The sequence below is a fragment of the Sphingobacterium sp. HSC-15S19 genome (assembly GCF_050433745.1).
Classification (GTDB): domain Bacteria; phylum Bacteroidota; class Bacteroidia; order Sphingobacteriales; family Sphingobacteriaceae; genus Sphingobacterium; species Sphingobacterium siyangense.
In genome coordinates this window covers 60,116-87,010 of sequence record NZ_JBNPWQ010000009.1, presented here as the reverse complement: position 1 = coordinate 87,010, position 26,895 = coordinate 60,116, and the positions used below count along the sequence as shown (strand labels likewise).

The following is a 26,895-nucleotide window of genomic DNA, read 5'->3' as shown; positions in this document are numbered from 1 at the left end:
CGTATTAATCTTTTTTCTTAAATGCATTCCAGCCTTGTGCCGTTATCGGATAAAGATTCCCAGATTTGGAAATCATCTCACAACCTCCCGATCTTGGCGTCATATAACCAATAATACTAATATCAGGTAAATTCTTAATTTTATCGTGATCCGATTGCGCTATTGTAAACAATAACTCATAGTCCTCACCACCATTAAGTGCAGCTACGGTTGGATCAATGCCAAATTCCCGCCCCGTATCATAAGTCATCTGATCCAATGGAATTTTTTCCTCATATAATCGGCATCCTTTATCTGATTGTCGGCAAATATGAAGAATTTCAGATGCAAGCCCGTCCGAAATATCCATCATCGCTGTGGGCTTGATCCCTAGCTTGGCAAATAATTCAACAATGTCTTTCCGGGCTTCAGGTTTCAATTGGCGTTCAACGATATAATCCTTTCCTTCCAAATCAGGTTGTACATTCGGATTTTCTAAATAAATCTCTTTCTCACGTTCCAAGAGTTGTAAGCCCATATAAGCTGCACCGAGGTCACCGGACACACACAATAGATCTCCTTCCTGTGCTCCACTACGATAAACGATCTGATCTGCATCAGCATAGCCTATACTTGTCACAGAAATAACCAGCCCCTGTGTTGAAGCCGAAGTGTCACCCCCGATTAAATCGACATTATACTTCTTACAGGCAATCAAAGCTCCTTGATAAATTTCCTCTACGGCTTCTAATGGAAATTTAGAGGACATACCGATTGAAAAGGTAATTTGAGAAGCTATTCCATTCATCGCATAAATATCGCTCAAATTGACTTGAACAGCTTTATAACCTAAATGTTTTAATGGTACATACCTAAGATCAAAATGAATCCCTTCCAACAATAGATCAGTCGATACCAAAGTCTTCTTACCTTCGAAATCTAAAACAGCCGCATCATCCCCAATCCCCTTCACAGTGGATTTCTCTGTCAATTCAACAGCCTTACTTATATAATCAATCAGTCCAAACTCGCCCATTTCCTCTAGATTGGTCCGCTCGGTATTATCAAAATCAAACATGCTAAAAAGTTTAAAAGTTTAATATAGGTAATGCCTGCTGATAATCATCTCCCAGAGAGATATCCGGATGGCATTACAAAATAAGTTTTACTATAAGACCAATGCCCCCCTGCTTATACATTGGACTCTTTTCGTTGAACTGCATATAAACAGCTCAACGAAATCATTATTGACCATTGAAAACCAATCAGTTATTATCTTGGTATGATCAAAAATTATGCAGATTTCTATAAGCCTAAACTTGCCGATATTTCCAACATACGTTCAATAGGACGCTGGGCTCGGAGAATAACATCCTCGGGAAGAAGGATTTCAGGCGATTCATACTTCAGACAGTTATATAGCTTCTCAAGCGTATTAAGCTTCATATGCGGGCAATCATTACATGCACAGGCATTATTAGGAGGTGCAGGGATAAAAGTCTTATGTGGACTTGCTTTTTGCATTTGGTAGAGAATACCTGATTCTGTAGCAACAATATAAGCCTGGGCCGTATCTGTCTGGGTAAATTTAAGCATGCCGGCAGTCGATCCCACATAATCGGCTATCGCCAGTATATGATCTTCACACTCCGGATGGGCAATAAACTTAGCATCAGGGTGCTCGCTTTTCAAACGATCAATTTTATCTTGAGAAAAAATTTCATGGACCATACATGCACCATTCCAAAGCACAAGATCTCGTCCAGTTTTCTTTTTAACGTATGCTCCGAGATTACGATCCGGCCCAAAAATGATTTTCTGATCCGCTGGCAGGCTCTCTACGATCTGAACAGCGTTACTAGAGGTACATACGATATCGGAAAGCGCTTTCAATTCCGCTGTACAGTTTACATAAGTGATGACCAAATGATCAGGATATTGTTCCTTAAATTTAGCGAAAAGATGCGGTGGGCAAGAATCTGATAGCGAACAACCTGCTTTGGCATCTGGCAGAAGAACCTTTTTCGTCGGTGAAAGTATTTTAGCCGTCTCAGCCATGAAATGTACTCCAGCAAAAACAATTACATCTGCATCAGTTTTCGCAGCTTCCTGGGATAAACCAAGGCTATCTCCTATATAATCCGCTATATCTTGAATTTCAGACTCTTGATAATAGTGAGCCAAGATGACAGCGTTCTTTTCTTTCTTTAACCGTTGGATCTCTTTAATCAAATCCAGTGAGGGATCAATCGGAGCATCGATATAACCTTTTGCTTGAAGCTCATAATTTACAATTTCCATGCGAGTAGTTTCAACTTTTATGAACAGCAAAAATAAGCATTGTTAGATATATAAAAGTCAATTAAAAGCAAATTAATCAGGTCGTGGTAATATACCGCTCGCTTGAATGTGATGCATTATTAGATAATAACAGATAAAACACTGATATAAAACCTCTTATTAATCAATAATAGATTACAACGGATCTACCGAGTCTAGCTTATTGGATAATGTCAGTTTTCAAATTTGATCGAACAGCTACAACTGTTGCCCAATTACATGATCTTGCAGAACTGACAGTGAAATACCTATTTAAAAAATACAAATTAAACATTTACAAATATTAATAGTTAAATTAATTTATATAAAGTTTAATTACGCAATATTACGTCCATATAAACTCTTTTAGACTTGAATATTTAGGAAACTATTCAAATTCTTCATTTATACCAAAAGCTGAAAGGGTTTATTTCACATTATTTCGATCTTCGAAAATCAGTTTCATCCGCATCAAACCTTCATAGCCTAAGGAACGTTTTTAGGCATATTACAAAACAATGAAAAATATAGCACAAAAGGAAGCTTTATTTATTAACATTTCAGATTAAAAAACGTTTTTGAGCTCTTATAGGAGAGATTAATGGATTCTGGATTGATCAATAATTTTATATCAAATTCTCAGCGGGTTTATTTTGTAAATTTGGAGTAAACTGTATATGCCTGCAGCATTGAAAGCGTACGAAATAGCTTCGAAAGCAAAATAAACGCTCTCAGAATCGTCTATAGGATATTGTATCATCATCTTCCCTAGATATGCCATTCTAATCGCAAATATTTGAAGTTTATATATTTTTCGTTTACCAACCACATACAGCAACGGAGGCCAGAATTGGGCGAAAATCAATTTTCATCAATAAAAATAGGTCAGAGACAATCAATACAAAACAATAATCTCTGGAATAAGTGCTTTTACATTTGCATATAAAGATACTAGCAGCTTATAGAAATGAATATAGGAATGTAGCGATGTAAATTTATGCCAATTCAGGGTCGATAGCGTTGAATGAAATAGTTCAAATAAACCCTATAAGAATTGGATATTTATAAAAAAATCTAAAAGAGTCGAGTAGAAGCGAATCTAGAAGAGAGTAATTCGCAGAAATTGAAATAAAAGACTAAATGACTCCTACAGCATCCAAAATAAAGCGGATAAGAATTAAATATTAGCGACTTATAACCTAAGAGAGCACATTTATTTAATTCTAAGAGGGTTTAATAAAGTATTCACAATTTAATTTTACAAAATTTAAGAATCAATGATGAATTCTGCCAAAATAAAATCAATTATACCTAGTATGCCGATAAGAATCCAGTAAATAGCTTCTCTCAAAAGCTCAATATAACAGAATCCGAGCGTATATCCGGCTAGACCAAGCATCTGGCGATAATTATGGTACAAACCACAAAAAATTCAACAAATACAACTTAAAAGATACTAATAAGTATAATAACGAAATATAAATTTGTTGAAAAATATAAATTTTCACATTTATATTAAATTTAGTGAATTAAACCGCTTGATAGTCAAATATATAGATAATATTACAAGATAACACTAAATATGCGACTGACAACGCATTTTCAAAGCAACTTAGTCGCTTAGAATTAAATATTCGAAACAAATAGCGAATCAAGTCAATATATTCAATCCATAAGGGCTTTATTTTAGAAAAATACGCTCTGAGAATGATATAAAAAGATACTCCATAACAATAATCCACAATATTCGAATCTCACTGATCTAAATTTGGACAATTCCTCCATCTAATGGATGTTGGGCTGCAAATATAGTAAGATTGTTTGTTCTACAATAAATTATTTGAAGAAATTATTTGCAATCCAAAATTATAAACAAGCTAATTTTAAAATTTCACTTAGATCGCAAAAAATTCACTATTTAAACGCATAGAATGCAATAAAAAGCACTGAAAACAGATTTTGTAAAAATATCCAATTTTAACCGGGTTTATTTTTAAACAATAACTTTGAGATTCTGTTTAAAATTCAATTACGCCAGAACCAAACGGATATTATAGCCAATCCGAATACAATAACGCGATCCAGGAATAAAAAATTTCAATAACCATTAAGGTTCAATTTTCATTTTGAAAAATTTGCTGATAAAATTATAAAGATTTCGTACTCCAATTTAAACTCGTTGAGAAGGCAATATTCTAATATTTCTAAAAAAAATAAGCAAATAAGCAATCCTAAAACGACTTAAAATCAAAATAATAAAATCAAGTAAATTACCTTTTTAAAGAAATTCTCAAAGCAAAGATTAGTAGCTATTAGAATTCAATAAAAGAATTTATCTGGTTGAAAACCAAAAATATTGAAATCTCATAGCACCAAAATGAGAATTAAACCATTCCTTCATCAATTTCTATCAGTTACAATTCAATAAAATTGAAATAAGATCCAATAAGGGAAAATATCCAAGTATAAAACGGTTTAAAACTAAATTTTTCCTGAAAAAAATATAAATAACGCGCTGAAACTACTTTAAATCCATATACAAAAAAAAATAAAATAAATATCCAATCCTAAAGCGCTTCAAAAGCCAATAGGAAATTAAAAAAATAATATAAACTCAATTAGAATTAAATATTTCAATAGGGGACTTTATAATTCCCAGATATCGAAATCTAACCGCCTCTAATCGAACTTGACAAAACTAAACAAAGATTTTCGAACGTATTCCACAATCTTTTTTTTCAATAAATACTAATTATTTAAAATAGAAAATCTCTTATTGTTTATTATGGTGTGGAAAAGTGGTATAAATTAGGTTATTTCAATTTTGATTTTAGGTTTTTAATGAGTTTTCAACAATTTTTCAACAGGATTTATCTATTAAAGAGCTGATTTTTAAAATTCTAATTTATCTTATTTTTTATTTTCCATATATTTTTGTTGAATAGTTTTTGTTTAGAAAATGTGGAAATCTATGGATTTTTGTGCGGAAAAATTTTAGAAATAAGGCTTCGAAATAGGGGATTTGTGAATTGTTAAATACTTTTCATTTTTATTTAACCTTTTATTTACACGTTTTCCACATTTTTCGTTAATTTGAATCGTCACTTTTGGGGATAGTTTGTGAATTTTAATTTATATGGCAGATAGAAAGGTAGATTTTTTGGTCATTGGATCAGGTATTGCTGGATTGAGCTTTGCTTTAAAGGCATCTAAATTCGGTAAAGTATTGATAGTCACTAAGTCCAATGAGGATGAGTCTAATACAAAATATGCGCAAGGGGGAGTGGCTGCCGTTGTGGATAAGTCAGATAGCTTTGAAAAGCATATCATTGATACTCAGATTGCTGGGGATGGTTTATGCGATGTTGAAATTGTGGAAAACGTAGTAAGAGAAGCACCGGAACGGATAGCAGAACTTATTTCATATGGGACATCATTTGACAAGGAGGAATCGGGCTTGTATGACCTGGCAAAAGAGGGGGGACATTCAGCTCATCGTATTTTACATTATAAAGATATAACTGGTTACGAAATAGAGCGTGCATTATTGGCTCAAGCACATAGTGATCCCAATATTGAAATTGTAACACATTACTTTGCCATTGATTTGATTACACAGCATCATCTGGGTGAGTACGTGGATAAAAATAGGGAAGACATTACCTGTTATGGAATTTACGCTTTTAATACCTCATCACATTTAGTAGATCAGATTTTGAGTAAGGTCACCGTGATGGCCTCTGGCGGAGCCGGTCATGTTTATTCAAGTACAACAAATCCAACTATCGCGACTGGAGATGGTATAGCGATGGTGTATCGGGCAAAAGGTAAGGTACGTAATATGGAGTTTATGCAATTTCACCCTACTTCTTTATATAATCCAAAGGATTCGCCTGCATTTTTGGTATCCGAAGCTGTACGTGGATTTGGGGGAATTTTAAGGAGGATCAATGGTGAATCTTTTATGGAGGAGTACGATGAACGTGCTTCCTTGGCACCAAGAGACATCGTTGCTAGAGCTATTGATGCCGAGATGAAGAAATCAGGTATAGATTATGTTTACCTCGATATTACGCATCGGGATAAACAGGATATTATCAAGCATTTTCCAAACATTTATGAAAAGTGCCTTTCGATCGGGCTGGATATGGCGAAGGATTTTATACCAGTTACGCCGGCGGCGCATTACCTCTGCGGGGGTATCTATGTCGATGATTTTGGACGCAGTAGCCTTGTTAATTTATATGCTTGCGGTGAATGTTCTTCTACTGGACTACATGGTGCAAACAGATTGGCTTCTAATTCGCTTCTTGAAGCACTTGTTTATGCGCATCGTATTTTCTTAGACGCCACAAAGTCGATAGGATTGATTAACCATATTGTTGACGTTCCGGAATGGGATGATTCTAAAACTTCACTTTCAAATGAGGATATTTTAGTAAGTCATAATTTGCGCGAATGCCAAAAGATTATGAGTGACTATGTTGGTATTGTTCGTTCCGATTTTAGGCTGGAAAGAGCCCTTAAACGATTACATCTGTTATATGAGGAGACTGAAGAATTTTATCGAAATACCAGGCTTTCTGTTAAATTGTGTGAATTGCGTAATGTTATCCAAGTAGCTTATATTGTGACAAAATCAGCTATGTTGAGGAAAGAAAGTAGGGGATTGCATTATACAACTGACTACCCTAAACATTCGGAAGTACTACAGGACACAATTTTTTAAGGAATATGGCACTTATTTTACCTGTTTTGGATAAATCTCCATTGATAGCCGAAGAATGCTTCTTAGCACCTAATTCAACGATTGTAGGCGATGTAGAGATTGGGCATCACTGTTCGGTATGGTTTAACGCTGTAATACGTGGAGATGTCAATTATATTCGTATTGGTAATTATACGAATATTCAAGATGGTGCTGTTATACATTGTACCTATAAGAAATGCGGTACAACGATTGGAAATTATGTAAGTATAGGCCACCAGGCTATGGTACATGGATGTATTTTGGAAGACCATGTACTCATTGGTATGGGAGCTATCGTTATGGATAATGCTATTGTTGAATCGAATGTTATTGTAGCAGCTGGAGCAGTGGTGTTAGAAAACACCCGCTGTGAATCGGGATTTCTATATGCTGGGTTACCTGCGAAAAAGATAAAGGCACTTACTGAAGAGCAGAAAGATCTATTGCAGCAGCTACCACATAATTATGTTCTATACAGTTCTTGGTTTTAGCTTAATCGAATTAGCAGTGTTTTAAATTATTATTTTAGAATGGCCTCAGTTATTCTTTTTTGAGGCCATTCAATGAAAAACTATCTTTTTGTTCCCAATTAGCACGTATCGTAAATACTTTATTTAGATATATAACAGGTTCCGGAAAGGTTTTCTTTTCGACATCTCCGGTATCCCAGATTCCATTATCATTGTCGTCGCGAATTACACGTATGCTATACTTTCCTCCTGGATACTGTTTGTATGCGACGGTCGGATTGTTCATGTTTATTTTGTCGACGCGGTAGACTTTATCTTTTTTCTCATTGATTAACTCTACCAGATATGTTATATTGCTATCTAGATCTGTAAAATCAAATGTCAGATCCCCATAGTTTTCACTATCGTCATAAGTCAAATCCAGCTTTTTCTCTTTATTCTGCTCGCCAAAATAGCCTGTTATGGCGCCTTCTGTAAACTCAATTTGGTACTTTTTATCTTTTCTCCAATTATATCGAATATGGTAGATATTGCTATTCGCTGTATCAACGGCAAGTTGGTAATTGGTTCGGACCAATGAGTCTTCTTTGAATTTCAACTTGGTTTTATCTATATTCTTGATCGGTGTGAATGCAGATACCTGAAGGTGTGTAATCCGATCTACTCGCCCATTATTCGGGGTAAAAATAGGATCAATTGTCTGCTCTATTTTTACATTCCCTTTTCTAATTAGAATGGTGTCCAATGGCCTTTCATTTTCTGTCAGAACCAGCTTTAGGGAGTCTATTTTTAAATTTGGAATAAACAAAGTAGCGGAGTCTGATGTATTTGAAAAGCGTACTATTTTATCCTTGTTGTTTACTTCATCATTTAGGATATTGAGTTTGGGTTTGTCCACTCGCCTGTTAAAAATAAGAAGTATACTTCCATTTTTTTCAAATTTCTTCTCTTGCGTTCTAAACTTTTTTGGGGTTCCTTTGAATATCTCCAAATTGATATTGTTTAAGTCTCGCGCTAGCACGATAGAGTCTTTTAGGAAACCTATTTCTTCATCAGCGCCATTATAGATCCTATCATTGTTCTTTTCTTGAAGTGCGTAAATGCGATAGGTTCCTTCTCTCAAATTGTTTAGTTTGTAATTGCCTGCAGTGTCTGTTGTCGTAAATATATTCGCTTTCTTCTTCCCGAAAATGGAATCTTGGCTAGTGGGGATCAATAAGACTTTAACATCTTTTTGGACCTCTTTGGTCACTGCGCTTTTTACATTACCGGATATACTGAGCGAATCTATTTTGTCTCCTGTTGCGAATACATAAGCATAATTGACCAGTGCATTTCCTGCGTTATAATCGACTAGTCCTTTACCGAAATATATGCTGTAAGTTGTATTTTTTTCGAGAGAATCAGGTAAGGTAATTTCTAGATTTTTTTTCTTGACCTTGAATTCTGGGTTACTCCCCATGTCTGGCGTAATACTGAATTCTTTTTGCTGATTTGCCAGTTTGATATACTCGTCGAAAGTGATAACTATTTTTTTTGCTGTAAAATTCTTCGAAAAATTCGTAGGACTTTCCAGTAGTATTTTCGGGGGAATGGAATCTTTTGGCCCCCCCGTAGGCTGTTGTATGCTCGCACATTGTATGGACAAGCCAATAAGCATAATAAACATGCTTAAAATAAGTAATCTTGTTTTTAAGCTACTTTTTAGCCTTTTTGAACCACTTTTATTTTCTTTTAAAGAAGTTGTCATAAAAAATAGAATATTGTCTTAAATCGCTTATTTTAAGCTATGTAATATTTTATATATAAGTATTTGTATATCAGTTATTTAACTCATATGTACCATCAATACAGTGATATCGGAAGGTGAAACACCCGAGATTCTTGAGGCTTGTCCCAGTGTACGTGGTTTTACCTTTGATAGCTTTTGTCTTGCCTCAATGGATAATGACGTTAGCAAGCTGTAGTCGAAATCAGGGTTTATTTCTCTATCTTCCATCTTCTTCATACGATTAACTATTTCCATTTCTTTATCGAAATAGCTTTCATATTTGAGATTGATCTCTGCTTGTTCGATGGTGTCGTTATCAAATTGGGATACATAATTTGCAAAGCCTTCATCTCCTTTCAGAATATCGTGGATACCAACTTGTGGTCTCGCAAGTACATTACTCAACCTTGTTTTCTGAGGAAGAGCGCTCGAGCCAACTTCTGCTAATACTGCATTCATCTTTTCGACATTGGTTGAATTTTGTTTTAGATACTCAATTATTTTAGTTGAGTTATCAATTTTGTCTTGCACTTTTTTGAGTCTTTCTTCTCCTACTAATCCCAATTTATAAGCTAATGGGGTTAGGCGAATATCAGCATTGTCCTGGCGCAAAAGTAGACGATGTTCTGCTCTTGATGTAAACATACGGTATGGCTCTTCAGTTCCTTTTGTTACGAGATCATCGACCAATACACCTATATAAGATTCGGATCGTTTTAGAATAAGTTCCTTATCATCGTTGATGCGTTGATGCGCATTTATCCCGGCTAGGAAACCTTGAGCGGCGGCCTCTTCATAACCAGTAGTCCCATTGATTTGTCCTGCAAAAAATAGATGTTTCACCAATTGGGTTTCTAGGGTTAGATCCAATTGCATTGGTGGAAAGTAGTCGTATTCTATGGCATAACCTGGTCGGTACATCTTTGCATTTTCAAAACCAGGGATTAATTGCAAAGCTTTTAATTGTACATCTTCCGGCAATGAAGTCGAGAATCCATTGACATAGATTTCTACTGTTTTAAAACCTTCGGGCTCCACGAATATCTGATGTCTTTCACGCTCGGCAAAGCGATTTATTTTATCTTCTATAGAAGGGCAATAACGCGGACCCAATCCTTTGATGCGTCCCGTAAACATGGGTGATTTTTCAAACCCAGTACGAAGCATTTCGTGAACTTTATCGTTTGTGTAGGTAATCCAACAACAGCGTTGCTCAGTAGGTATTTCTACATCTGTATAAGAAAACCGCCCTCTTTTTTCGTCGCCCCACTGTTCTTCCATTAATGCATAGTTGAGGCTTCTCCCATCTATGCGTGGTGGAGTTCCTGTCTTCATTCTTCCTGATTCGAAACCAAGGGAAACAAGTTGTTCGGTTAAACCTGTGGCTGCCTTCTCTCCTGTTCTACCGCCTCCAAATTTCTTATCGCCAATGTGAATTACACCATTTAGAAAAGTTCCATTGGTCAGTACCACAGCGTCCGATTCTATTTCTATGCCCATCGAAGTGATGACACCGCAAGCTTTTCCATTTTTGACGATAACTTCTTTTACGGTATCTTGCCACATATCTAAATTTGGAAGAGACTCCAATTGTAACCTCCATTCTTCAGCAAAACGCATTCGGTCATTTTGTGTACGTGGACTCCACATAGCTGGACCTTTCGAAAGATTGAGCATTCGGAATTGAATGGTTGATTTATCTGCTACGATACCAGTATATCCGCCCATAGCATCAATTTCTCTTACAATTTGTCCTTTTGCTACACCACCGATAGCGGGGTTACAACTCATTTGGGCTATTACTCCCATATTCATTGTGATGAGTAAAGTGGACGAACCTAAGTTAGCTGCTGCCGCCGCTGCCTCACATCCGGCATGCCCCGCACCAACGACAATTACATTATATTTTTTAAACATTTTTCTATTCTTGTTCCACGTGAAACGTGGTATTTTTATTTCTTTGTAAATTTACGTTTTCTTTGTGTTCCACGTGAAACCTCTGGTGAAATTTTACATAAAATCAGCAAGATATAACCATCTTTCGGATTTATCGTCTATCTGTTTTTGGATAGATTGAATTTCTTCCGCTAAGGAAGAAAGTTTTAGATGATCTGTTACCTGGTTTAGTTCCTCCGTTTTTAATGCTACTTGTGTTTCCAGTTTCTCGATTTCTTCTTCTAGTTTGTTATATTCCAATTGTTCCTTGTACGAGAGTTTTTTCTTTTCCTCTTTTACAATTGGCTTTACCTGTTCTTGGCTTATCCTTTTTTGTTTTTCCTTTTCTAATTTTTGAATTTCTTCCTGTTCAAGTTTAAAGTCGGCATAATTTCCATTGTATATCTGCACGATCCCCTTTCCTTCAAAAATGAAAAGTTGATCCGTCAATTTATCTAATAGATACCTGTCGTGTGATACTAATATGAGTACTCCTTTGTAGTTGTCAAGAAAATCTTCCAGCACGTTTAATGTATCAATGTCCAAATCATTGGATGGTTCATCCAGGATTAAGAAATTTGGATTCTTCATTAAAACACGCATTAATTGAAGTCTTTTTTTCTCCCCTCCACTTAATTTGTAAACGAAACCAAATTGTTTTTCAGGAGGAAATAAAAAGTGGGTTAGCAGCTGTGAAGCTGTGATTACTTCCCCATTTGCCATTTCAATATAGTCTGCTATATTTTTTACAACATCTAATACTCGATCGTTTTCATTTACTTCCAAACCTCCCTGTTTATAGTAGCCATATACTGTGGTTTCCCCTACTGCTATAGACCCTGTATCAGGTTTTTCTTCTCCCGTGATTAAATTAAGAAAGGTTGATTTTCCAGTACCATTTTTTCCAGCTAGACCAATACGATCACCTTTTTTAAAGGTGTATGAAAAATCATGTATGATTTCCTTTGCTCCATAACGTTTGGCAACATGTTCTAGTTCGAGTATTTTTGAACCCTGTCTGCTTACTTTTACACTGAGTTGTACCGAGTCGTTTCCTTTAATTGCTTTAGATTTTTCTTCCAAGTCATAGTATGCTTCAATACGTGATTTGGATTTGGTACCACGTGCCTGTGGTTGACGACGCATCCACTCCAATTCACGGCGAAGTAGATTTCTGCTTTTCTCAACCATAACCGCATCAATAGTTTCGCGTTCGGACTTCTTTTCTAGAAAATAAGAATAGTTACCTTTATAGGTAAAGAGATTGCCCCTATCCAGCTCTCGAATCTCAGTACAGATATTATCCAAGAAGTAGCGATCGTGCGTTACTAAAAGAACGGTTTTGCTACCTGTTGTTAGTAGTTTTTCTAGCCATTCAATAGTCTCTATATCCAAATGGTTGGTGGGTTCATCTAATATATAAATATCCGGATCGTCTATCAAAAGCTTGGCTAGCGCAAGGCGTTTTCGTTGGCCTCCTGATAAACTTTTGATATCTTGATGGAAATCCATAATGTTTAAACGATTAAGAATCGTCTTAATATTATGTTCATACTCCCAGGCATTCAATGAACTTATTTTTTCTGTAAGATCTTCTAATTTTTTCTGATCGATATCAGTTTCCAATAACAGCTCCTCGTACTCACGGATAAGACGTTGTTGATCGTTGTCTGTACTATAAATAAAATCGTTGATTGATTTTAATCCTGTGAAATCAGGATCCTGTTCTAAGAAACCAATTTTTATACCTTTTTCTTTTACAACTTTTCCTGAGGTTGGTAAGATTCGCTCTGCTAAAATAGCGAGTAAGGTTGATTTACCTGTGCCATTGATTCCGACCAAGGCCACACGTTCTCCCTTCTGGAGACCGAAATGTAAATCTTTAAAAAGCCATCGATCATGGAAGGAATGGCTTACTTGTTCTGTAGCTAAAATACTCACGTTATATCACCCTAAATTATATTCAGTCAATTTACACGCCAAAACACTACCAGGAGGTTTCTTCTCTAGGTAGTTTATATCGTGTTGATAATCAATACTTTATTTATATATCTATTGATTATCAGTTATTTATATATTGAATCAATAATCGTTTTGATTGTTGACTAATTTAATCTATCGGGTGGCATACGATCAAATGCTAGCATTTACCATCGGGTAAAATTAGTATATCCCGAGGTTGGCATGTTCATTTGGAATGCTCGCAAAAATAAAGAAATAGTTTCTTATTCGATGCGAAAAAAGCTTCGTTATTTGATTAATTGGCAATAATGATACTGCCTTGATAAAATTAATTCAATGCGTAATCAGCTATCAGATTGAAACGTGGTATTTCAACTTGAAAGCTGCCGTTGTCCAGTGTTCGGATCATATTGTAATATCCTTCCATGAATCCGAATTCGCTATTGAGATTGCAACCTGAGGTATACTGATGAGTCTGGCCAGGTTCTATAATAGGTTGTTCGCCTACTACCCCTTCTCCAGATACCTCCCTATAGTCTCCTTTTGCGTCAAAGATTTTCCAATAGCGACTTATCAATTGAACCGTGTAATCGCTGAGATTTTCTATGCTGATATGATAAGCAAACATGAAATGTTCACGGTCCGGATTCGAATACTCTGATTGATAGATGGTTTCAACCGAGATTTTTACGCCTTCTGTAATTTGTGTGATCATTTGAATGATGTTTATTGTTGCAATGAATATTTACGCTAAAATACTAATAATGAGTTTAAAAATCGAAATTATAATCATTTTAAAAGGTTAAATAATGCTAAGTTTAAAATTAGTATAGCCAAATGGACCTTAATTAGTAGGTTTGTATTATGGCAAATGGTATCTTATATTTAATTCCTGTTCCATTGAGTGATGACGCAGCTTTCCAATCGTTTACTGCATATTTAGTGGAAACAATCAATTCATTGGACGAGTATATTGTAGAAAATGAAAAAACGGCTCGTAAGTTTTTAAAACTTGCAGGTTTAAAGATTCCGCAGAGCGAACTAAAAATTCATGATTATGGAAAACATGCGCGGGATAAGGGAAATATAAACGACTTTTTGGGAGGCTTGAAACAGGGCAAAAATGTTGGTTTAATGTCTGAGGCAGGATGTCCTGGTGTTGCTGACCCTGGAGCTTCTATTGTAGCACGGGCACATCAATTGGGTATTAAAGTAGTTCCTCTTGTTGGACCAAGCTCTATTTTACTAGCGCTTATGGCTTCTGGATTTAGCGGTCAGAAATTTGCTTTTCATGGGTATTTACCTATCGATAAAATTGATCGAGCTAAGGAAATTAAAAATCTCGAACAACAATCAGCACGCGAAAAGCAGACTCAGATTTTTATTGAAACTCCATTTAGAAATAATCAGCTTTTGGCTGATCTACTAAAAATATGTAAACCTTCCAGCTTACTCTGTGTTGCGTCAAATGTGACTGCGGCCGATGAAAATATCCAAAGTTTGACGATTGGTGAGTGGAGAAAACGATCGTATGATTATCATAAAAAGCCTACTATTTTTTTACTTTATGCATGATGTTTTTATAGCTCCCCCCTACCCTATCTTCCTTGATGAAGTTTAGTTGAGAAGCTAAAAGCTGTTTTTATTCGATTGAATCATGTTTTATTAAAGTAAGTGAGTGGTCACATTTAGTTTTTAATAAAAATGTAAACTGGCTTATCTATACAGTTTCTGAACAGATTTTGTGAAGTGTAGAGTATGTTTTAATATATAACACAATGAATTACTGTAAATTACTGTTTATTATATTTTTCTTTTCATTAGTTGGATTCGGTAAAGATGTTTCTGCGCAGTCTTCTACGTATGTGATCGTCCATGGAGCTTGGGGTGGTGCTTGGCAGTTTAAAAATACTGCAGTTGAGTTAGCGAAGAAAGGAAATGAGGTTTACCGCCCTACACTAACAGGCTTGGGCGAGCGTTATCATTTAGCAGATACCTCTATTCGATTGCAAACTCATGTCAATGATGTTGTAAATACGATTCTGTTTGAAGATCTTCATGATATTATACTGGTGGGACATAGTTATGGTGGTATGGTAATTACGGCTGTGGCCGATAGTCTTCCGGATAGAATACGTAAATTGGTTTACTTGGATGCTATACTTCCAGAGGATCAGCAATCCGTAATAAACTTAATGGGGAAATCTACTGCAGCAAATGGGCTGTTAAAATTAGAAAAGGATGGTTATATTTTTCCTTTCTGGGTGAAGGACGTTAAGAAGCTTCCTAGAGATGTCCCCCACCCGCTAAAAACAATGACAGATAAGATTAATTTAAAAAATCCGAAACGACTTATGATCCCAAGTACATACATTTTGACTTATACGGATGGTACAGCAATTGAGGAGGACGATTTTTACCCGTTTTATAAGAAAGCTAAAACCATGGGTTTTAAAACAATCGAATTTGTTGGAGATCATAATCCACAAATAAAAAGGTTGAAAGAATTAGTAGATTTGTTGGAACAGGAATAATAAATAAGCAATAAATAGTTCAATGACGCAAGAGGAATTAATAAAAGAGTTAAGTAAGCCTGAAGTAATTTATACCGCTATGGGTATTGTGGCTATACGTATTATTGTATGGCTTTTATTTGCAAATACAATTCGAAAGACCTTAAAATTGGTCGCCAAAGAAAATAGATTAATGACGCCTAACCAATCCTGGTTAGCTGCCATTCCGCTGGTTAATATTTATTGGAATTTTCAGGTTGCTTCGCGTCTAAGGGATTCTTTGATTAATGAATTTTATGATCGGAAAATAGCTGTGGAAGAAAACCCTACGTTTAGGAAAGGATCGCTATATGCATGGATTTACTTGGCCACAAATATTCCACTCCCACTTTCCATTTCCGGTGTACTGATCATTATGCATTTTGTGACATTGGCTAATTATTGGTTTGAAATTAACGCGAATAGAAGAATTTTGGAAGAACATAATAAATTTAGAGAAAAGGAGGTAATTGTAGACCATGAAAATTAAAGAAGTCATTGATTATTTGGAGCAATTGGCTCCTTTAGATTTGCAGGAGTCTTATGATAATGCTGGGCTTATTGTGGGCGATGCCAATAGAGAGATTACAAAAGTGCTCATTTCTTTGGACTGCACAGAAGCTGTTGTAAAAGAGGCCATTGATAAAGGATGTAATTTAATTATTTCGCATCATCCTATTGTTTTCAAGGGCCTAAAAAAATTTAATGGAAAAAATTATGTGGAGCGTACGGTTATTAAAGCAATTGAACATAAAGTTGCATTATATGCCATTCATACAAATCTCGACAATGTTACCGGTGGAGTGAACACGAAAATTGCCGATAAATTGGGATTAGAAAATCAGGCTATACTGGAATCTAAAACAGATGTATTGCGAAAAATGGTCGTTTTTGTACCAAGGAGTCATGTTGAAGATGTCCGACAGGCATTGTTTGATGCGGGTGCAGGTAAAATCGGAAAACACTATGATCAATGTAGTTTTAATACGGCAGGTTATGGTAGTTTTAGACCTTTAAAAGGGGCCGATCCTACCATTGGAGAGATTGATGTTCAAGAGCGTGTAGAGGAAACACGAATTGAGGTTATCTACCTGAAATCTAATGAAAGGAAGTTACTTTTAGCACTCTATGAAGCTCATCCCTATGAGGAAGTAGCTTATGATTTGTTTGATATTCAAAATACGGCCACTGAAATTGGTGCTGGAATGATTGGAAATTTGGCTGAACCAATGGCTGAATTGGAATTTTTAGCTTATCTTAAGGACAAACTGAGGTTGAATGTCATTCGTCATACAGCCTTATTAGATAAAAAAGTTAGTCGTGTAGCTGTCTGTGGTGGCTCGGGTGGATTTTTACTTGGTGCAGCCAAACGTTCTGGCGCTGATTTTTTTGTTACAGCAGACTATAAATATCATGAATTTTTTGATGCTGAAGGTGAAATAGTGATTGCAGATACGGGACATTTTGAGAGCGAACAATTTACGCAAGAATTATTGTACGACATTATTACGAAAAAATTTCCTAACTTTGCAACCTTAACAACAGAAATAGATACAAATCCTATAAAATACTACAGTTGATGGAACAAACCGTAGAACAAAAATTGAAAGCATTATGGCTTTTACAAGCCATACATACTAAAATAGACAAAATTCGCCAAGTTCGTGGTGAATTGCCTATGGAAGTTGCAGATCTTGAAGATGAGATTGCGGGTTTAGAAACTCGTATTGAGAAGATCAGAATAGACTTAGACGATTTAGAAGATTCGATCGTTAAGCGTAAAAACATGATTAAGGATGCCCAAGCTGCTATCAAAAAATATGAGTCGCAGTTAAATGAGGTAAAAAATAATCGTGAATACGACGCTATTTCGAAAGAAATCGAAATTCAAGGTCTTGAGATTCAGGTTTGTGAAAAAAGAATTAAAGAAGCAGAATTCGAAATTCGCAACAAGACAGAAAACTACGATACTACTGTAGGTAATCTTGAGTATAGCAAAAACGAGCTTGAGGGAAAAAAGAAAGAATTGGAAACAATTACTTCTGAAACTCAAAAGGAAGAAGATGCATTATTGGCTAAAGCTGCTGAGGCCGAGGCTAATATCGAAGAACGTTTGGTAAAGGTATATTACCGTTTACGTAACTCGTTCAAAAACGGACTTGCTGTTGTTTCGATTGATCGCGATAGCTGTTCAGGATGTCATAATAAGATTCCTGCTCAAATGCAATCAGAAATACGTCAACGTAAGAAAATCATCATTTGTGAGCACTGTGGTCGCGTTTTGGTCGATGAAGGAATTGTGTTAGAAATCGAACAAGAATACGGTTTCTAATCTTCAATAGCTAAAGAAAAGTCCTGCTGAAAGCGGGACTTTTTTTTTGTCATATTTTTTATGCAACTTTGTGGATATACTAACTAGGTCCACTTTACAAAAGTGTAGTTTTGTGTGTGGTAAATTTAACCTTTAAACGTTTATGAATAAAACTCATTTCAAGTTATTTGCTGCCTTTTTGCTCGGGACATCCTTTCTGCAAACAAAAGCGCAAGAAACCCTATTACTTCGAAACCCAAGTATCAGCGCCAATAATATCGCTTTTGTCTATGGTGGAGACATTTGGATTGCCGACAAAAACGGAGCAAATCCGAGACGCCTTACAACAAATCCAGGGGTGGAACAGAATCCAATGTTTTCTCCAGACGGCAAGAAAGTAGCATTCACAGGCAATTATGATGGAAATACAGACGTATATGTAATCCCTGTAACGGGTGGAGAGCCAAAACGTATCACTTATCATCCCTCGTCCGATGTATTGCGCGGATGGCTCAATAATGATGAAGTATATTATACTACATCTCGTGATTTCACCTATGCTTTAAGTCCACGATTATACAGTTCCAATATTCAAATGTCGGGAATGGACAAGGCGCTCATTATGCCTGAGGCTACTCAAGGAAGCCCTTCTGCCGATGGTCGTTATTGGGCTTACATCAAGAATACTGATCCTACTGAAAGAGATCGAGTAGCCTTTAAGCGTTACCGGGGTGGTGGTATGCCAACCATTTGGATCTTTGACACCAAAACAAAAGAAATCGAGACTATTCCGAATGTTAAAAGTAATGATGTTAAGCCATTATGGTTGGGAACGAAGGTTTATTTCCTATCTGACCGCGATAAAATTGTCAATATTTTTAGCTACGACACCAAAACTAAAAAGGTTGAAAAACTAACAGATTTCAAAGATTATGATGTACGTTCCTTGAATGGGAATGGTAACGACTTGATTTTTGAATATGCTGGAGTATTGAATACACTGAATCTAAACGGAAATAAAATTACTCCTTTGCACATCACTGTGAATACAGATGTTATGTACAAAAGACCTTATTATAAAGATATCAAGGACGATATACGTTATGCTACATTATCTCCTACGGGGCAGCGAGCGTTATTTGAAGCACGTGGGGAGATCTTTACGGTACCAAAGGAAAAAGGAGAAGCTCGAAATTTATCTAATTCACCAGGTTCACATGAACGTTTTCCAGATTGGTCTCCTAACGGTAAATGGGTCTCCTATATTTCAGATAAAAATGGATCTTATCAGTTGGTATTGATGGATCAGTTCGGAAAAGATCAGCCCTTATACTTTAATTTAGGGGAAACCAATTTCTATTTTGAACCCACTTGGTCGCCAGATTCAAAGAAGCTTTTTTACAATGATGCGCATCTTAATCTGTATTATATTGATATTGCTTCCAAGGCTGTTGTCAAAGTTGCCGATGACAAATTAAGTGGTCAGACCGGGCGTGTATCCAATCATTTCCAACCAAGTTGGTCTCCAGATTCAAAATGGATATCCTTTATACGTACACTGGAAAACGGGGCGCCTGCTGTGTTCATGTATAACTTAGATACAAAGAAAACTCAGCAAATTACGGATGGTATGAGTTCTGCCCGCAGTACTGCATTTTCGCAAGATGGTAAATATTTATTTTTCACGGCGAGTACAAATACAGGTTTAACAAATTCTGGTTTACATATGTCCGCTGTACAGCGTAATGTAGATTATGCAGTCTATGCTTTTATCCTGTCGAGCAAAACACCATCATTCTTTAAAAACGATAGTGATGATGAGCAAATCCGTGAAGATAAACCTGATAAAAAGGAAGAGGGAGAGAATAATAAAAAGGAACGTGTAAAAGAGAATGATAAAAAAGCTCCTAAAAAGGATAAAAAGGAAGAGTCAGTTGCAAGCAAGCCGGTTGACAAATCTATTCAGGTAGACTTCGATCGTATAGAGAATCGAATTGTTGCCCTCCCTTTGCCAGCCGGTCCTTACTGGAATTTAAATGGTTTGGTTCCAAATCAATTGACTTATCAACGTGGTGGAACAATCGGTGCCTATGATTTTAAGGATCTTGAAAATAAAACTTTAGTGGAGAATGCACGTAGTTTTGTTATTAGTGCCGATGGTAAAAAGATGTTATATCAAACGGGAAATGGCTTCAATATTGTAACAGCTGGGCAAAAAGTAGCCTCTCCTACTGCTGGCGAAGTTAAGCTAGGTGGAATTCAGCAATTGGTGGATCCCGCAGCCGAATGGAAACAAGTATTCAATGAAGTTTGGTCGATGCAAAAAGACTATTTCTATGTAGAAAATATGCATGGTGCTGACTGGAAAGCGATGAAAACCAAATATGAAAAATTCTTACCTTTTGTAAACCATCGTTCTGATCTTGGTTATTTATTGAACGAAATGATGGGAGAAATGGTCGTGGGACACAATTATATCTATCCAGGAGATCAACCTTCCACGCCATCCGTTTCAGTTGGTGTGCTGGGAGCAGATTATACGCTAAAGAATGGTTATTATCAGATCGTCAAATTATTTACGCGTCTTGAATGGAATCCATCGTTCAAAGCCCCATTGGCTGAACCGGGATTAAACATAAAAGAAGGAGACTATATTGTTGCTGTTAATGGTACTGAACTGACTGAGGATAAGGATATCTATAGTTTATTTGACAATACTGTTGGTAAACAAGTGACGTTGAAGGTCAATTCAAAACCTTCTTTGGTTGGCGCACGTGAAGTAATCGTTAAACCGATCTCGTTTAGTGATGAAATGAACTTGCGTAACATGGAATGGGTCGAAAGGAACCGTAAAAAAGTAAATGAATTGAGCAATGGGCAAATAGCTTATGTGTACATGCCGAATACCGGTCCTGAAGGGTATACCTATTTCAATCGGTATTACTTCGCTCAGATGGATAAAAAGGCTCTTCTAATGGACGAAAGGAACAACGGTGGTGGTTGGGTTGCCGATTACGTGATTGATCTCTTATCTCGCGAGTTAATCGCTGGCTGGGGAATTCGTGATGGAAAAGGATTTACGACTCCAGGAAATGGCATTTATGGACCAAAAGCCATGATTATTAATGAAAATGCAGGCTCAGGTGGGGATATGATGCCTTATATGTTCCGTTTTAAAGGACTTGGCAAATTGGTGGGTCGTACAACAATGGGGATTTTGGTTGGCATAAGCGGTTACCCTCCTTTGTTGGATGGAGGCCGTATTACTTCACCAAACTTCGGTGTTTATGACCTAAAAGGAAATTGGATTATCGAAAATGAAGGGGTCGCTCCTGATGTATTTATCGAACAATTACCAAAAGATCTTTTGGAAGGCCGAGATCCACAGCTTGAAAGAACGGTGAAAATATTGTTGGAAGAAATGAAAACATATCCGTATAAAAATCTGCAGAAACCTGCAGACCCAATTCGAGTGAATTAGGATAATCTATATTAAAAAAAGGCTTTGGATTTTTCCAAAGCCTTTTTTTTGATCATATATGCTGTGTCAAATGTATTCATATTCGGGATGATCGAATACCTCTGTTGGAGTTTTTACTGTATTTGGATGATATCGCCTTTTGCCATTCGGCTAGTACAAACGATACGGCAGAATTTAAATGAATGCGACAATTTTAATAAATCTTGCTTTTATTGCTATCTTTAACTGATATTTAATAGCTATGTTTCCTGAACAAACACCCCATCCGTTTCAATCTTTGTTACGATTGATCTTAATGGTTATCGGTTTTACCATTCTTTCGCAGATTATTGCTATTCTGATTATTGCAAGCTATTATACATACACCAGGCAGGTCTTCTCGTTGGAGTTATTAATGAATGGATCGGCCAATGAGATGCGCTTTATGTTGTTAATGAGCAGTTTGGGATCTTTTGTTGTGCCGGCGTATCTGATGAATACACGCGAAGGACATGGCGTTACTTATTTTAAACTGAAAAAATGGCCTAGTGGAATGCAGTTTGGTTATATATTTTTGGCAATGCTTTCTTTTATGCCTTTGATGAGTATTATCGGTCACTGGAATGAATCCTTACAATTGCCCGACAGTATGCAATCGTTGCAGCATTGGATGGAGCGCAGTGAAAAGGAATCGGGTGATTTAATTAAGGGCATCATTATGGAGTCGAGTATAGCCGGCTTTTTGTACAATATTGTTGTACTAGCTTTGATTCCGGCCATAGGTGAAGAATTGTTATTTCGTGGTATTTTGCAAAAAATAATAGGCAGATGGTTGAGCAATCAGCATGTGGTTATATGGCTCGTTGCTATTATCTTCAGTGCGATACACCTGCAATTTTTTGGTTTTGTTCCCCGCATGTTATTGGGGGCTTTTTTTGGCTATCTTTATGTATGGAGCAAGAACATCATATTGCCCATCTTTGGGCACTTTGTCAATAATGCCGGAGCCACAATTGGAGCATTTTATTACGTAAGACAGGGAAAGAGTTATGATGAACTCAATGCATTTGAGTTACAATCTTGGTGGATATATCTTGTAGCCTTCATTTTTACTCTTATTTTTGTATTCTTATTTTATCGATCAACGCAAAAAGAAAACAATGGAGAACGATTGGAAAAAAATTAAAACATATACAAATGCCATTCAAGCCGAGATAGTCAAACAAATGTTGGAAGAGAATGGAATTCCCGCTGTCGCGTTGAATAAACAAGATTCTTCTTATCTGTTTGGGAAAATTGAACTTTATGTCAGCGAAGGATCTATCGAAGCAGCCGAAAGGTTAATTGAGGAATCGGAAGGGGATTTTAGTTTATGAAAACAAGAGCAATAACCGGAGTAATCTTTGTGGCTGTTATGATAGCGGCTACTCTTTTGGGAGCTTATGTTTATTCCATCTTTTTTACCTTGCTAAGTACATGGTGTCTTTATGAATTCTATGGAATAGTTTCATCCGAAGAACGCGCTCCAAATAAAGTGATTGGTATCGCCCTGGCCTTGGTACTGTTTGTTTTGGGATCCTTAATTTCGATGGATCTGCTTGCGGTAAAATTTTTAGCACTGATTATTCCGTTTATAAGTGCGACTTATATTATTTCACTTTTTCAGAAGAGAGCTTTTCCTTTTAATGATATTGCCTATACTTTTTTGGGAATAGCTTATGTTACATTACCTTTTTTCCTATTTTCCAAATTAGGGTTTATGCAAGGTACTTTTAACCATGTGCTGCCCTTAGGTTTTTTGATCTTATTGTGGACAAACGATACAGGGGCATATCTCGCTGGACGAAGCTTCGGGAAACGTAAACTATTCGAACGAATCTCACCAAAGAAAACATGGGAAGGTTTTTTCGGTGGATTGATTTTGGCAATTGTTGCTGCAGTGAATCTAGAGAAGTATTTTGGTTATCTACCGCTCTGGCAATGGGTAAGTATAGCGGCTATTATCAGTATTGTTGGAACATTGGGAGACTTAGTTGAGTCGATGTTAAAGCGTAGCTTGCACGTAAAAGATTCCGGAAATATATTGCCCGGACATGGTGGTTTTTTAGATAGATTTGATGGGTTGTTATTAGCGGCACCTATGGTCTATGTTTTCTTAATTTTAATCAATTGATTGTATTATGAGTCACATTCAAAAATCTACATTTGATTTTTTAACGGAATTGAAAGCCAATAATTCTCGGGAATGGTTTGCCGATAACAGAGCTAAATATGAAGCGGCATTGGCTGATGTGAGAAGTTTTTTGACAGATTTAATTGCCGCTTTGAGCGAGTTTGACCCTAAGATCAATACTTCCATACAGGCAAGTAAATGTTTGTTTCGGATTTACCGTGATACACGCTTTTCAAATGATAAAACACCTTATAAAAGTTGGTTTGGGGCAGGAATTTCAGTTGATGGAAGAAAGTTGCAGGGACCAGAGTACTATATTCATATTGGAGCAGAAAATTCATTTATTGCCTGTGGGTATTGGCGTCCAGAAAAGCAACATTTAGAGGCAATAAGACAAGAAATTGATTACAGCGGTAATAAATTGGATGAAATTTTAAAAACAGTATTGACAGGCGGTAATATTGCACTTTTCAAAGAAGATTTACTGAAGCGTGCCCCTGCGGGCTATAGTGAGGATAATCCTTTTATTGACTTTATCAAATTGAAAAGTTTTGTGTTGGATAGATCTTTAACTATTAAGGATTTATCTGCAAAAAATGCGTTAGATAATATCGTGGCTTCCTATAAAAGTATGCTTCCTTTTAAAGAGTTTTTACAAGAAGCCATCGATACGGACTAATTATTCCGGTAAGCTGATTTTGCCCATGCAGACAGCGGGCGAATCTTTAATTTGCGCTACATTGGATTTGTTGCCTACCAAAGTTTCATTTGCTAACAAAGCAAATAGGACGGCCTCTTTTGCATCTGGATTGATACCTAATGTTGCAAAGCTTTCAACTTTACAGGTAGGTAAGCTCCTTTTGATGTAATCAAACAGCAATGGATTGTGCAGTCCACCACCACTTATATATACAGCCACATCAGATAGCCCTTTTGACTGCTTGCGAATGCCATTGACCATCGCATGAGCAGCAAAGCGATTGAGGGTCGCCATAACATCCTCATGTGGAATATGGCTTGTTTTCGAACAATCCTGTGCCCTTGCGAGATAAGCGAGATTAAATAGTTCTGGCCCGGTGGTTTTTGGAAAGGGCAGTGTTAGAAATTCTTCGGTTAATAATTGATTCAATAGCGCATCATTTACTTGTCCCTTTTTGGCCATATAGGCATCTCTATCCATCTCCTGATTAAAATTAGCCTTCATGTATTGGTTCATCATTGTATTGCCTGGACCGAGATCTGTTGCATAGGCTTTCAATTTTGTTTGATGGCTTGGGATAAATGTGAAATTAGAAATACCGCCAATATTCAGTAAGAATCGATTCTCTGTTGCATGCGAGAAAAGTAGATAGTCGCCATACGCCGCCAAAGGTGCCCCTTCCCCTCCCGCAGCAACATGTTTCTGTCTAAAGTCAGAGAGGGTTATGATGCCGGTATTTACGGCAATATGATCTCCATCGCCGATCTGTAAGGTACTATTGGGCCAATTACGGTCTTTGGTCAATGATTGGGGAGCATGGTATACGGTTTGCCCATGGCTGGCTATACAATCAATCTCGCTGCTTGGTATATTCCACTGTTGTAATGCTGTATTGATTAATTTGGCATGTGTGACTCCAATATAAGCATTGAGTCCCGAAAATAATTGTTGGTCGATATTTCGTTTTGCAAAGACTTCACGGACTCGTGCTCTAAAATCATCCTCATAATCCATTGTAGCAAAATTCTCTAGCTGTATTTTTGTTGTTTTACCTGCATTTTCTATGCGGCATACTGCGATATCAAGACCATCCAGGGACGTTCCGGACATCAGGCCAATAATACGACGTTCTTTCTTTTGTGAAATTTGGTAAAGTCTTTCGATTTGAGGATTCATAGCTTAAAAATAAACACAAAAATGTTATGATGAATATCATTTTTGACAATTAAAGATATTTTGTAACTTCACGGCATTAAAAATCAAAAAATTAAATACAATGAATTTTCCAGCAGAATTGAAATACACCAAAGATCACGAATGGATTCGTGTTGAAGGTGATGAAGCAGTTGTAGGGATTACCGATTTCGCTCAACGTGAATTGGGTGACATCGTTTTTGTTGACATAAACACTGTAGGTGAGGAAGTTGCCGCTAATGAAGTTTTCGGTACAATTGAAGCCGTAAAAACAGTTTCTGATTTGTTTTTACCTGTAGCAGCTACGATTTTATCGGTGAATGAAGCTATTGATGCATCTCCTGAATTGGTCAATTCTGATCCTTATGGTGAAGGCTGGATTGTTCGTATTAAATTGAACAACGCTGCTGATGTTGACGCTTTGTTATCTGCTGATCTGTACAAAGAAGAGATCAACGCATAAATTTGATATATAAAAAAATAAAATAGGGGCCTTTTGGCCCCTATTTTATTTTTCGTCGTTTATTGGGTTTTTAAGGTGGTCTTTATTTTTGCTTCAGGCATATCCACGGCACTTGTCATTTCTGTACTCGTGGTAAGACAGGTCTTTTTATCCAAGACATAGAAGCCCTGTACGTTGCCTACCTGATTTGCATCCGGACCGAACATTTTTCCTTCAACATTTACTTTATAGCCTAGCTCATTTGCTTCTATTAAAGTCATTTTGTTTTCTACTGAAATGCCTGAATCATCTGATTCAGTTTTGGATGTCCAAGAATCACCTATTTTAATCGGCTGTTCAGGCAATACTGTAGTTATATTTTCGAACATACTTTTATCAAATGGCATGTTAATGCCCTCAGGCAACTTGATATCGGAAGATTTGCCAAGTTGATCAACATTAAAGCTAATGCTATTTTCGAGCAACTTGCCTAAGGTCGCATGCATCTGTTTAGAAAATTCATTGGCCTCGGGGTTTTTAGAGTCGTAAGTCATATCCATTCCTGCCATATTCATTTTCATGTTGATTCCGGTATATTTAAGATCGAACGCAAATATGTTGTCTTTTTTCGTCGTATTGGTGATATCAAAGCCCATATTAAGGTCTGTCACCATTTTTTGGCCAGCAGCGTCAATATCCATGGTCATCACAAGATTTTGTGATATTTTTTTCCCTGAATCGGGATTTACGCGTAATGTGTATTTCTTTTGTGCGGAAGCAGATATCACGAGAAATGCAAATACAGCCATTAAAGAGGCAATTCTTAATTTTTTCATATATGGAATTTTAATTTTTTTAGTAAGCAACAATTGGCCAG

Annotated in this window: 21 protein-coding genes; 13 read left to right on the top strand and 8 right to left on the bottom strand. The window is 36.5% G+C overall.

Annotation, left to right across the window (positions count from 1 at the left end; genetic code table 11):
- Nucleotides 1-4 precede the first annotated feature (4 nt).
- Together thiL and nadA are read right to left on the bottom strand one after the other, a co-directional pair.
- Nucleotides 5-1,057 carry a thiamine-phosphate kinase gene (thiL, locus tag L1283_RS09210; RefSeq protein WP_286831863.1) on the bottom strand — a complete coding sequence of 351 codons (1,053 nt, stop codon included), beginning with the start codon at nucleotides 1,055-1,057 and terminating at the stop codon, nucleotides 5-7.
- A 227-nt stretch (nucleotides 1,058-1,284) separates the two neighbouring features.
- Nucleotides 1,285-2,280, bottom strand: coding sequence for a quinolinate synthase NadA (gene nadA / locus L1283_RS09205; protein WP_088163401.1), 996 nt, complete (start codon nucleotides 2,278-2,280; stop codon nucleotides 1,285-1,287).
- Nucleotides 2,281-5,434: 3,154 nt separating this feature from the next.
- On the opposite strand from nadA, the gene nadB reads away from it, so the two are divergent.
- Together nadB and L1283_RS09195 are read left to right on the top strand one after the other, a co-directional pair.
- On the top strand, nucleotides 5,435-7,027 hold the full coding sequence (gene nadB / locus L1283_RS09200) for an L-aspartate oxidase (protein WP_088163399.1): 1,593 nt from the start codon (nucleotides 5,435-5,437) through the stop codon (nucleotides 7,025-7,027).
- Nucleotides 7,028-7,032: 5 nt separating this feature from the next.
- On the top strand, nucleotides 7,033-7,539 hold the full coding sequence (locus tag L1283_RS09195; RefSeq protein ID WP_429626061.1) for a gamma carbonic anhydrase family protein: 507 nt from the start codon (nucleotides 7,033-7,035) through the stop codon (nucleotides 7,537-7,539).
- A 49-nt stretch (nucleotides 7,540-7,588) separates the two neighbouring features.
- On the opposite strand, the gene L1283_RS09190 is transcribed toward L1283_RS09195, so the two are convergent.
- The 4 genes from L1283_RS09190 to apaG form a co-directional block, all read right to left on the bottom strand.
- Nucleotides 7,589-9,268: an Ig-like domain-containing protein gene (locus L1283_RS09190; RefSeq protein ID WP_286848711.1), complete on the bottom strand. Its 1,680-nt coding sequence runs from the start codon at nucleotides 9,266-9,268 to the stop codon at nucleotides 7,589-7,591.
- A 78-nt stretch (nucleotides 9,269-9,346) separates the two neighbouring features.
- The gene (gene mnmG, locus L1283_RS09185; protein WP_088163396.1) at nucleotides 9,347-11,206 is read right to left on the bottom strand and encodes a tRNA uridine-5-carboxymethylaminomethyl(34) synthesis enzyme MnmG; all 1,860 of its coding nucleotides are present in this window, start codon (nucleotides 11,204-11,206) and stop codon (nucleotides 9,347-9,349) included.
- Nucleotides 11,207-11,299: 93 nt separating this feature from the next.
- The gene (locus L1283_RS09180; protein WP_429626060.1) at nucleotides 11,300-13,165 is read right to left on the bottom strand and encodes an ABC-F family ATP-binding cassette domain-containing protein; all 1,866 of its coding nucleotides are present in this window, start codon (nucleotides 13,163-13,165) and stop codon (nucleotides 11,300-11,302) included.
- Between the two features lie 349 nt (nucleotides 13,166-13,514).
- Entirely contained in the window at nucleotides 13,515-13,901 is a 387-nt protein-coding gene (apaG, locus tag L1283_RS09175; protein WP_046673176.1) for a Co2+/Mg2+ efflux protein ApaG, read from the bottom strand.
- Between the two features lie 149 nt (nucleotides 13,902-14,050).
- Between apaG and L1283_RS09170 the strand changes: the two genes are divergently transcribed.
- From L1283_RS09170 to L1283_RS09125, 10 genes are all read left to right on the top strand, one after another.
- The gene (locus L1283_RS09170) at nucleotides 14,051-14,761 is read left to right on the top strand and encodes an SAM-dependent methyltransferase (protein ID WP_088163394.1); all 711 of its coding nucleotides are present in this window, start codon (nucleotides 14,051-14,053) and stop codon (nucleotides 14,759-14,761) included.
- 203 nt (nucleotides 14,762-14,964) lie between these two features.
- Entirely contained in the window at nucleotides 14,965-15,720 is a 756-nt protein-coding gene (locus tag L1283_RS09165; RefSeq protein ID WP_088163393.1) for an alpha/beta hydrolase, read from the top strand.
- 22 nt (nucleotides 15,721-15,742) lie between these two features.
- On the top strand, nucleotides 15,743-16,228 hold the full coding sequence (locus tag L1283_RS09160; RefSeq protein WP_153847935.1) for a hypothetical protein: 486 nt from the start codon (nucleotides 15,743-15,745) through the stop codon (nucleotides 16,226-16,228).
- On the top strand, nucleotides 16,218-17,318 hold the full coding sequence (locus tag L1283_RS09155; protein WP_088163391.1) for a Nif3-like dinuclear metal center hexameric protein: 1,101 nt from the start codon (nucleotides 16,218-16,220) through the stop codon (nucleotides 17,316-17,318). Before L1283_RS09160 ends, L1283_RS09155 begins: the two co-directional genes overlap by 11 nt.
- The gene (locus tag L1283_RS09150) at nucleotides 17,318-18,070 is read left to right on the top strand and encodes a zinc ribbon domain-containing protein (RefSeq protein WP_046673181.1); all 753 of its coding nucleotides are present in this window, start codon (nucleotides 17,318-17,320) and stop codon (nucleotides 18,068-18,070) included. The genes L1283_RS09155 and L1283_RS09150 overlap by 1 nt, the downstream gene beginning before the upstream one ends.
- A gap of 142 nt (nucleotides 18,071-18,212) precedes the next feature.
- Complete coding sequence (locus L1283_RS09145) at nucleotides 18,213-21,530, top strand: S41 family peptidase (RefSeq protein ID WP_429626059.1); 3,318 nt, start codon at nucleotides 18,213-18,215, stop codon at nucleotides 21,528-21,530.
- Between the two features lie 241 nt (nucleotides 21,531-21,771).
- Complete coding sequence (locus tag L1283_RS09140) at nucleotides 21,772-22,695, top strand: CPBP family intramembrane glutamic endopeptidase (RefSeq protein ID WP_145328259.1); 924 nt, start codon at nucleotides 21,772-21,774, stop codon at nucleotides 22,693-22,695.
- Nucleotides 22,670-22,885: a DUF2007 domain-containing protein gene (locus L1283_RS09135; protein WP_083663420.1), complete on the top strand. Its 216-nt coding sequence runs from the start codon at nucleotides 22,670-22,672 to the stop codon at nucleotides 22,883-22,885. The genes L1283_RS09140 and L1283_RS09135 overlap by 26 nt, the downstream gene beginning before the upstream one ends.
- Nucleotides 22,882-23,682: a phosphatidate cytidylyltransferase gene (locus tag L1283_RS09130; protein ID WP_145328260.1), complete on the top strand. Its 801-nt coding sequence runs from the start codon at nucleotides 22,882-22,884 to the stop codon at nucleotides 23,680-23,682. Before L1283_RS09135 ends, L1283_RS09130 begins: the two co-directional genes overlap by 4 nt.
- Before the next feature lie 7 nt (nucleotides 23,683-23,689).
- Entirely contained in the window at nucleotides 23,690-24,361 is a 672-nt protein-coding gene (locus L1283_RS09125) for a DUF2461 domain-containing protein (RefSeq protein WP_145328261.1), read from the top strand.
- On the opposite strand, the gene L1283_RS09120 is transcribed toward L1283_RS09125, so the two are convergent.
- Complete coding sequence (locus L1283_RS09120) at nucleotides 24,362-25,558, bottom strand: anhydro-N-acetylmuramic acid kinase (protein WP_429626058.1); 1,197 nt, start codon at nucleotides 25,556-25,558, stop codon at nucleotides 24,362-24,364. It lies immediately after the preceding gene.
- A gap of 100 nt (nucleotides 25,559-25,658) precedes the next feature.
- On the opposite strand from L1283_RS09120, the gene gcvH reads away from it, so the two are divergent.
- A complete protein-coding gene (gene gcvH / locus L1283_RS09115; RefSeq protein WP_070562707.1) occupies nucleotides 25,659-26,039 on the top strand; it encodes a glycine cleavage system protein GcvH in 381 nt (126 codons plus the stop codon).
- 59 nt (nucleotides 26,040-26,098) lie between these two features.
- Here gcvH and L1283_RS09110 read toward each other — a convergent pair whose 3' ends face one another.
- Nucleotides 26,099-26,854, bottom strand: coding sequence for a DUF6263 family protein (locus L1283_RS09110; RefSeq protein ID WP_070562709.1), 756 nt, complete (start codon nucleotides 26,852-26,854; stop codon nucleotides 26,099-26,101).
- Nucleotides 26,855-26,895: the final 41 nt, after the last annotated feature.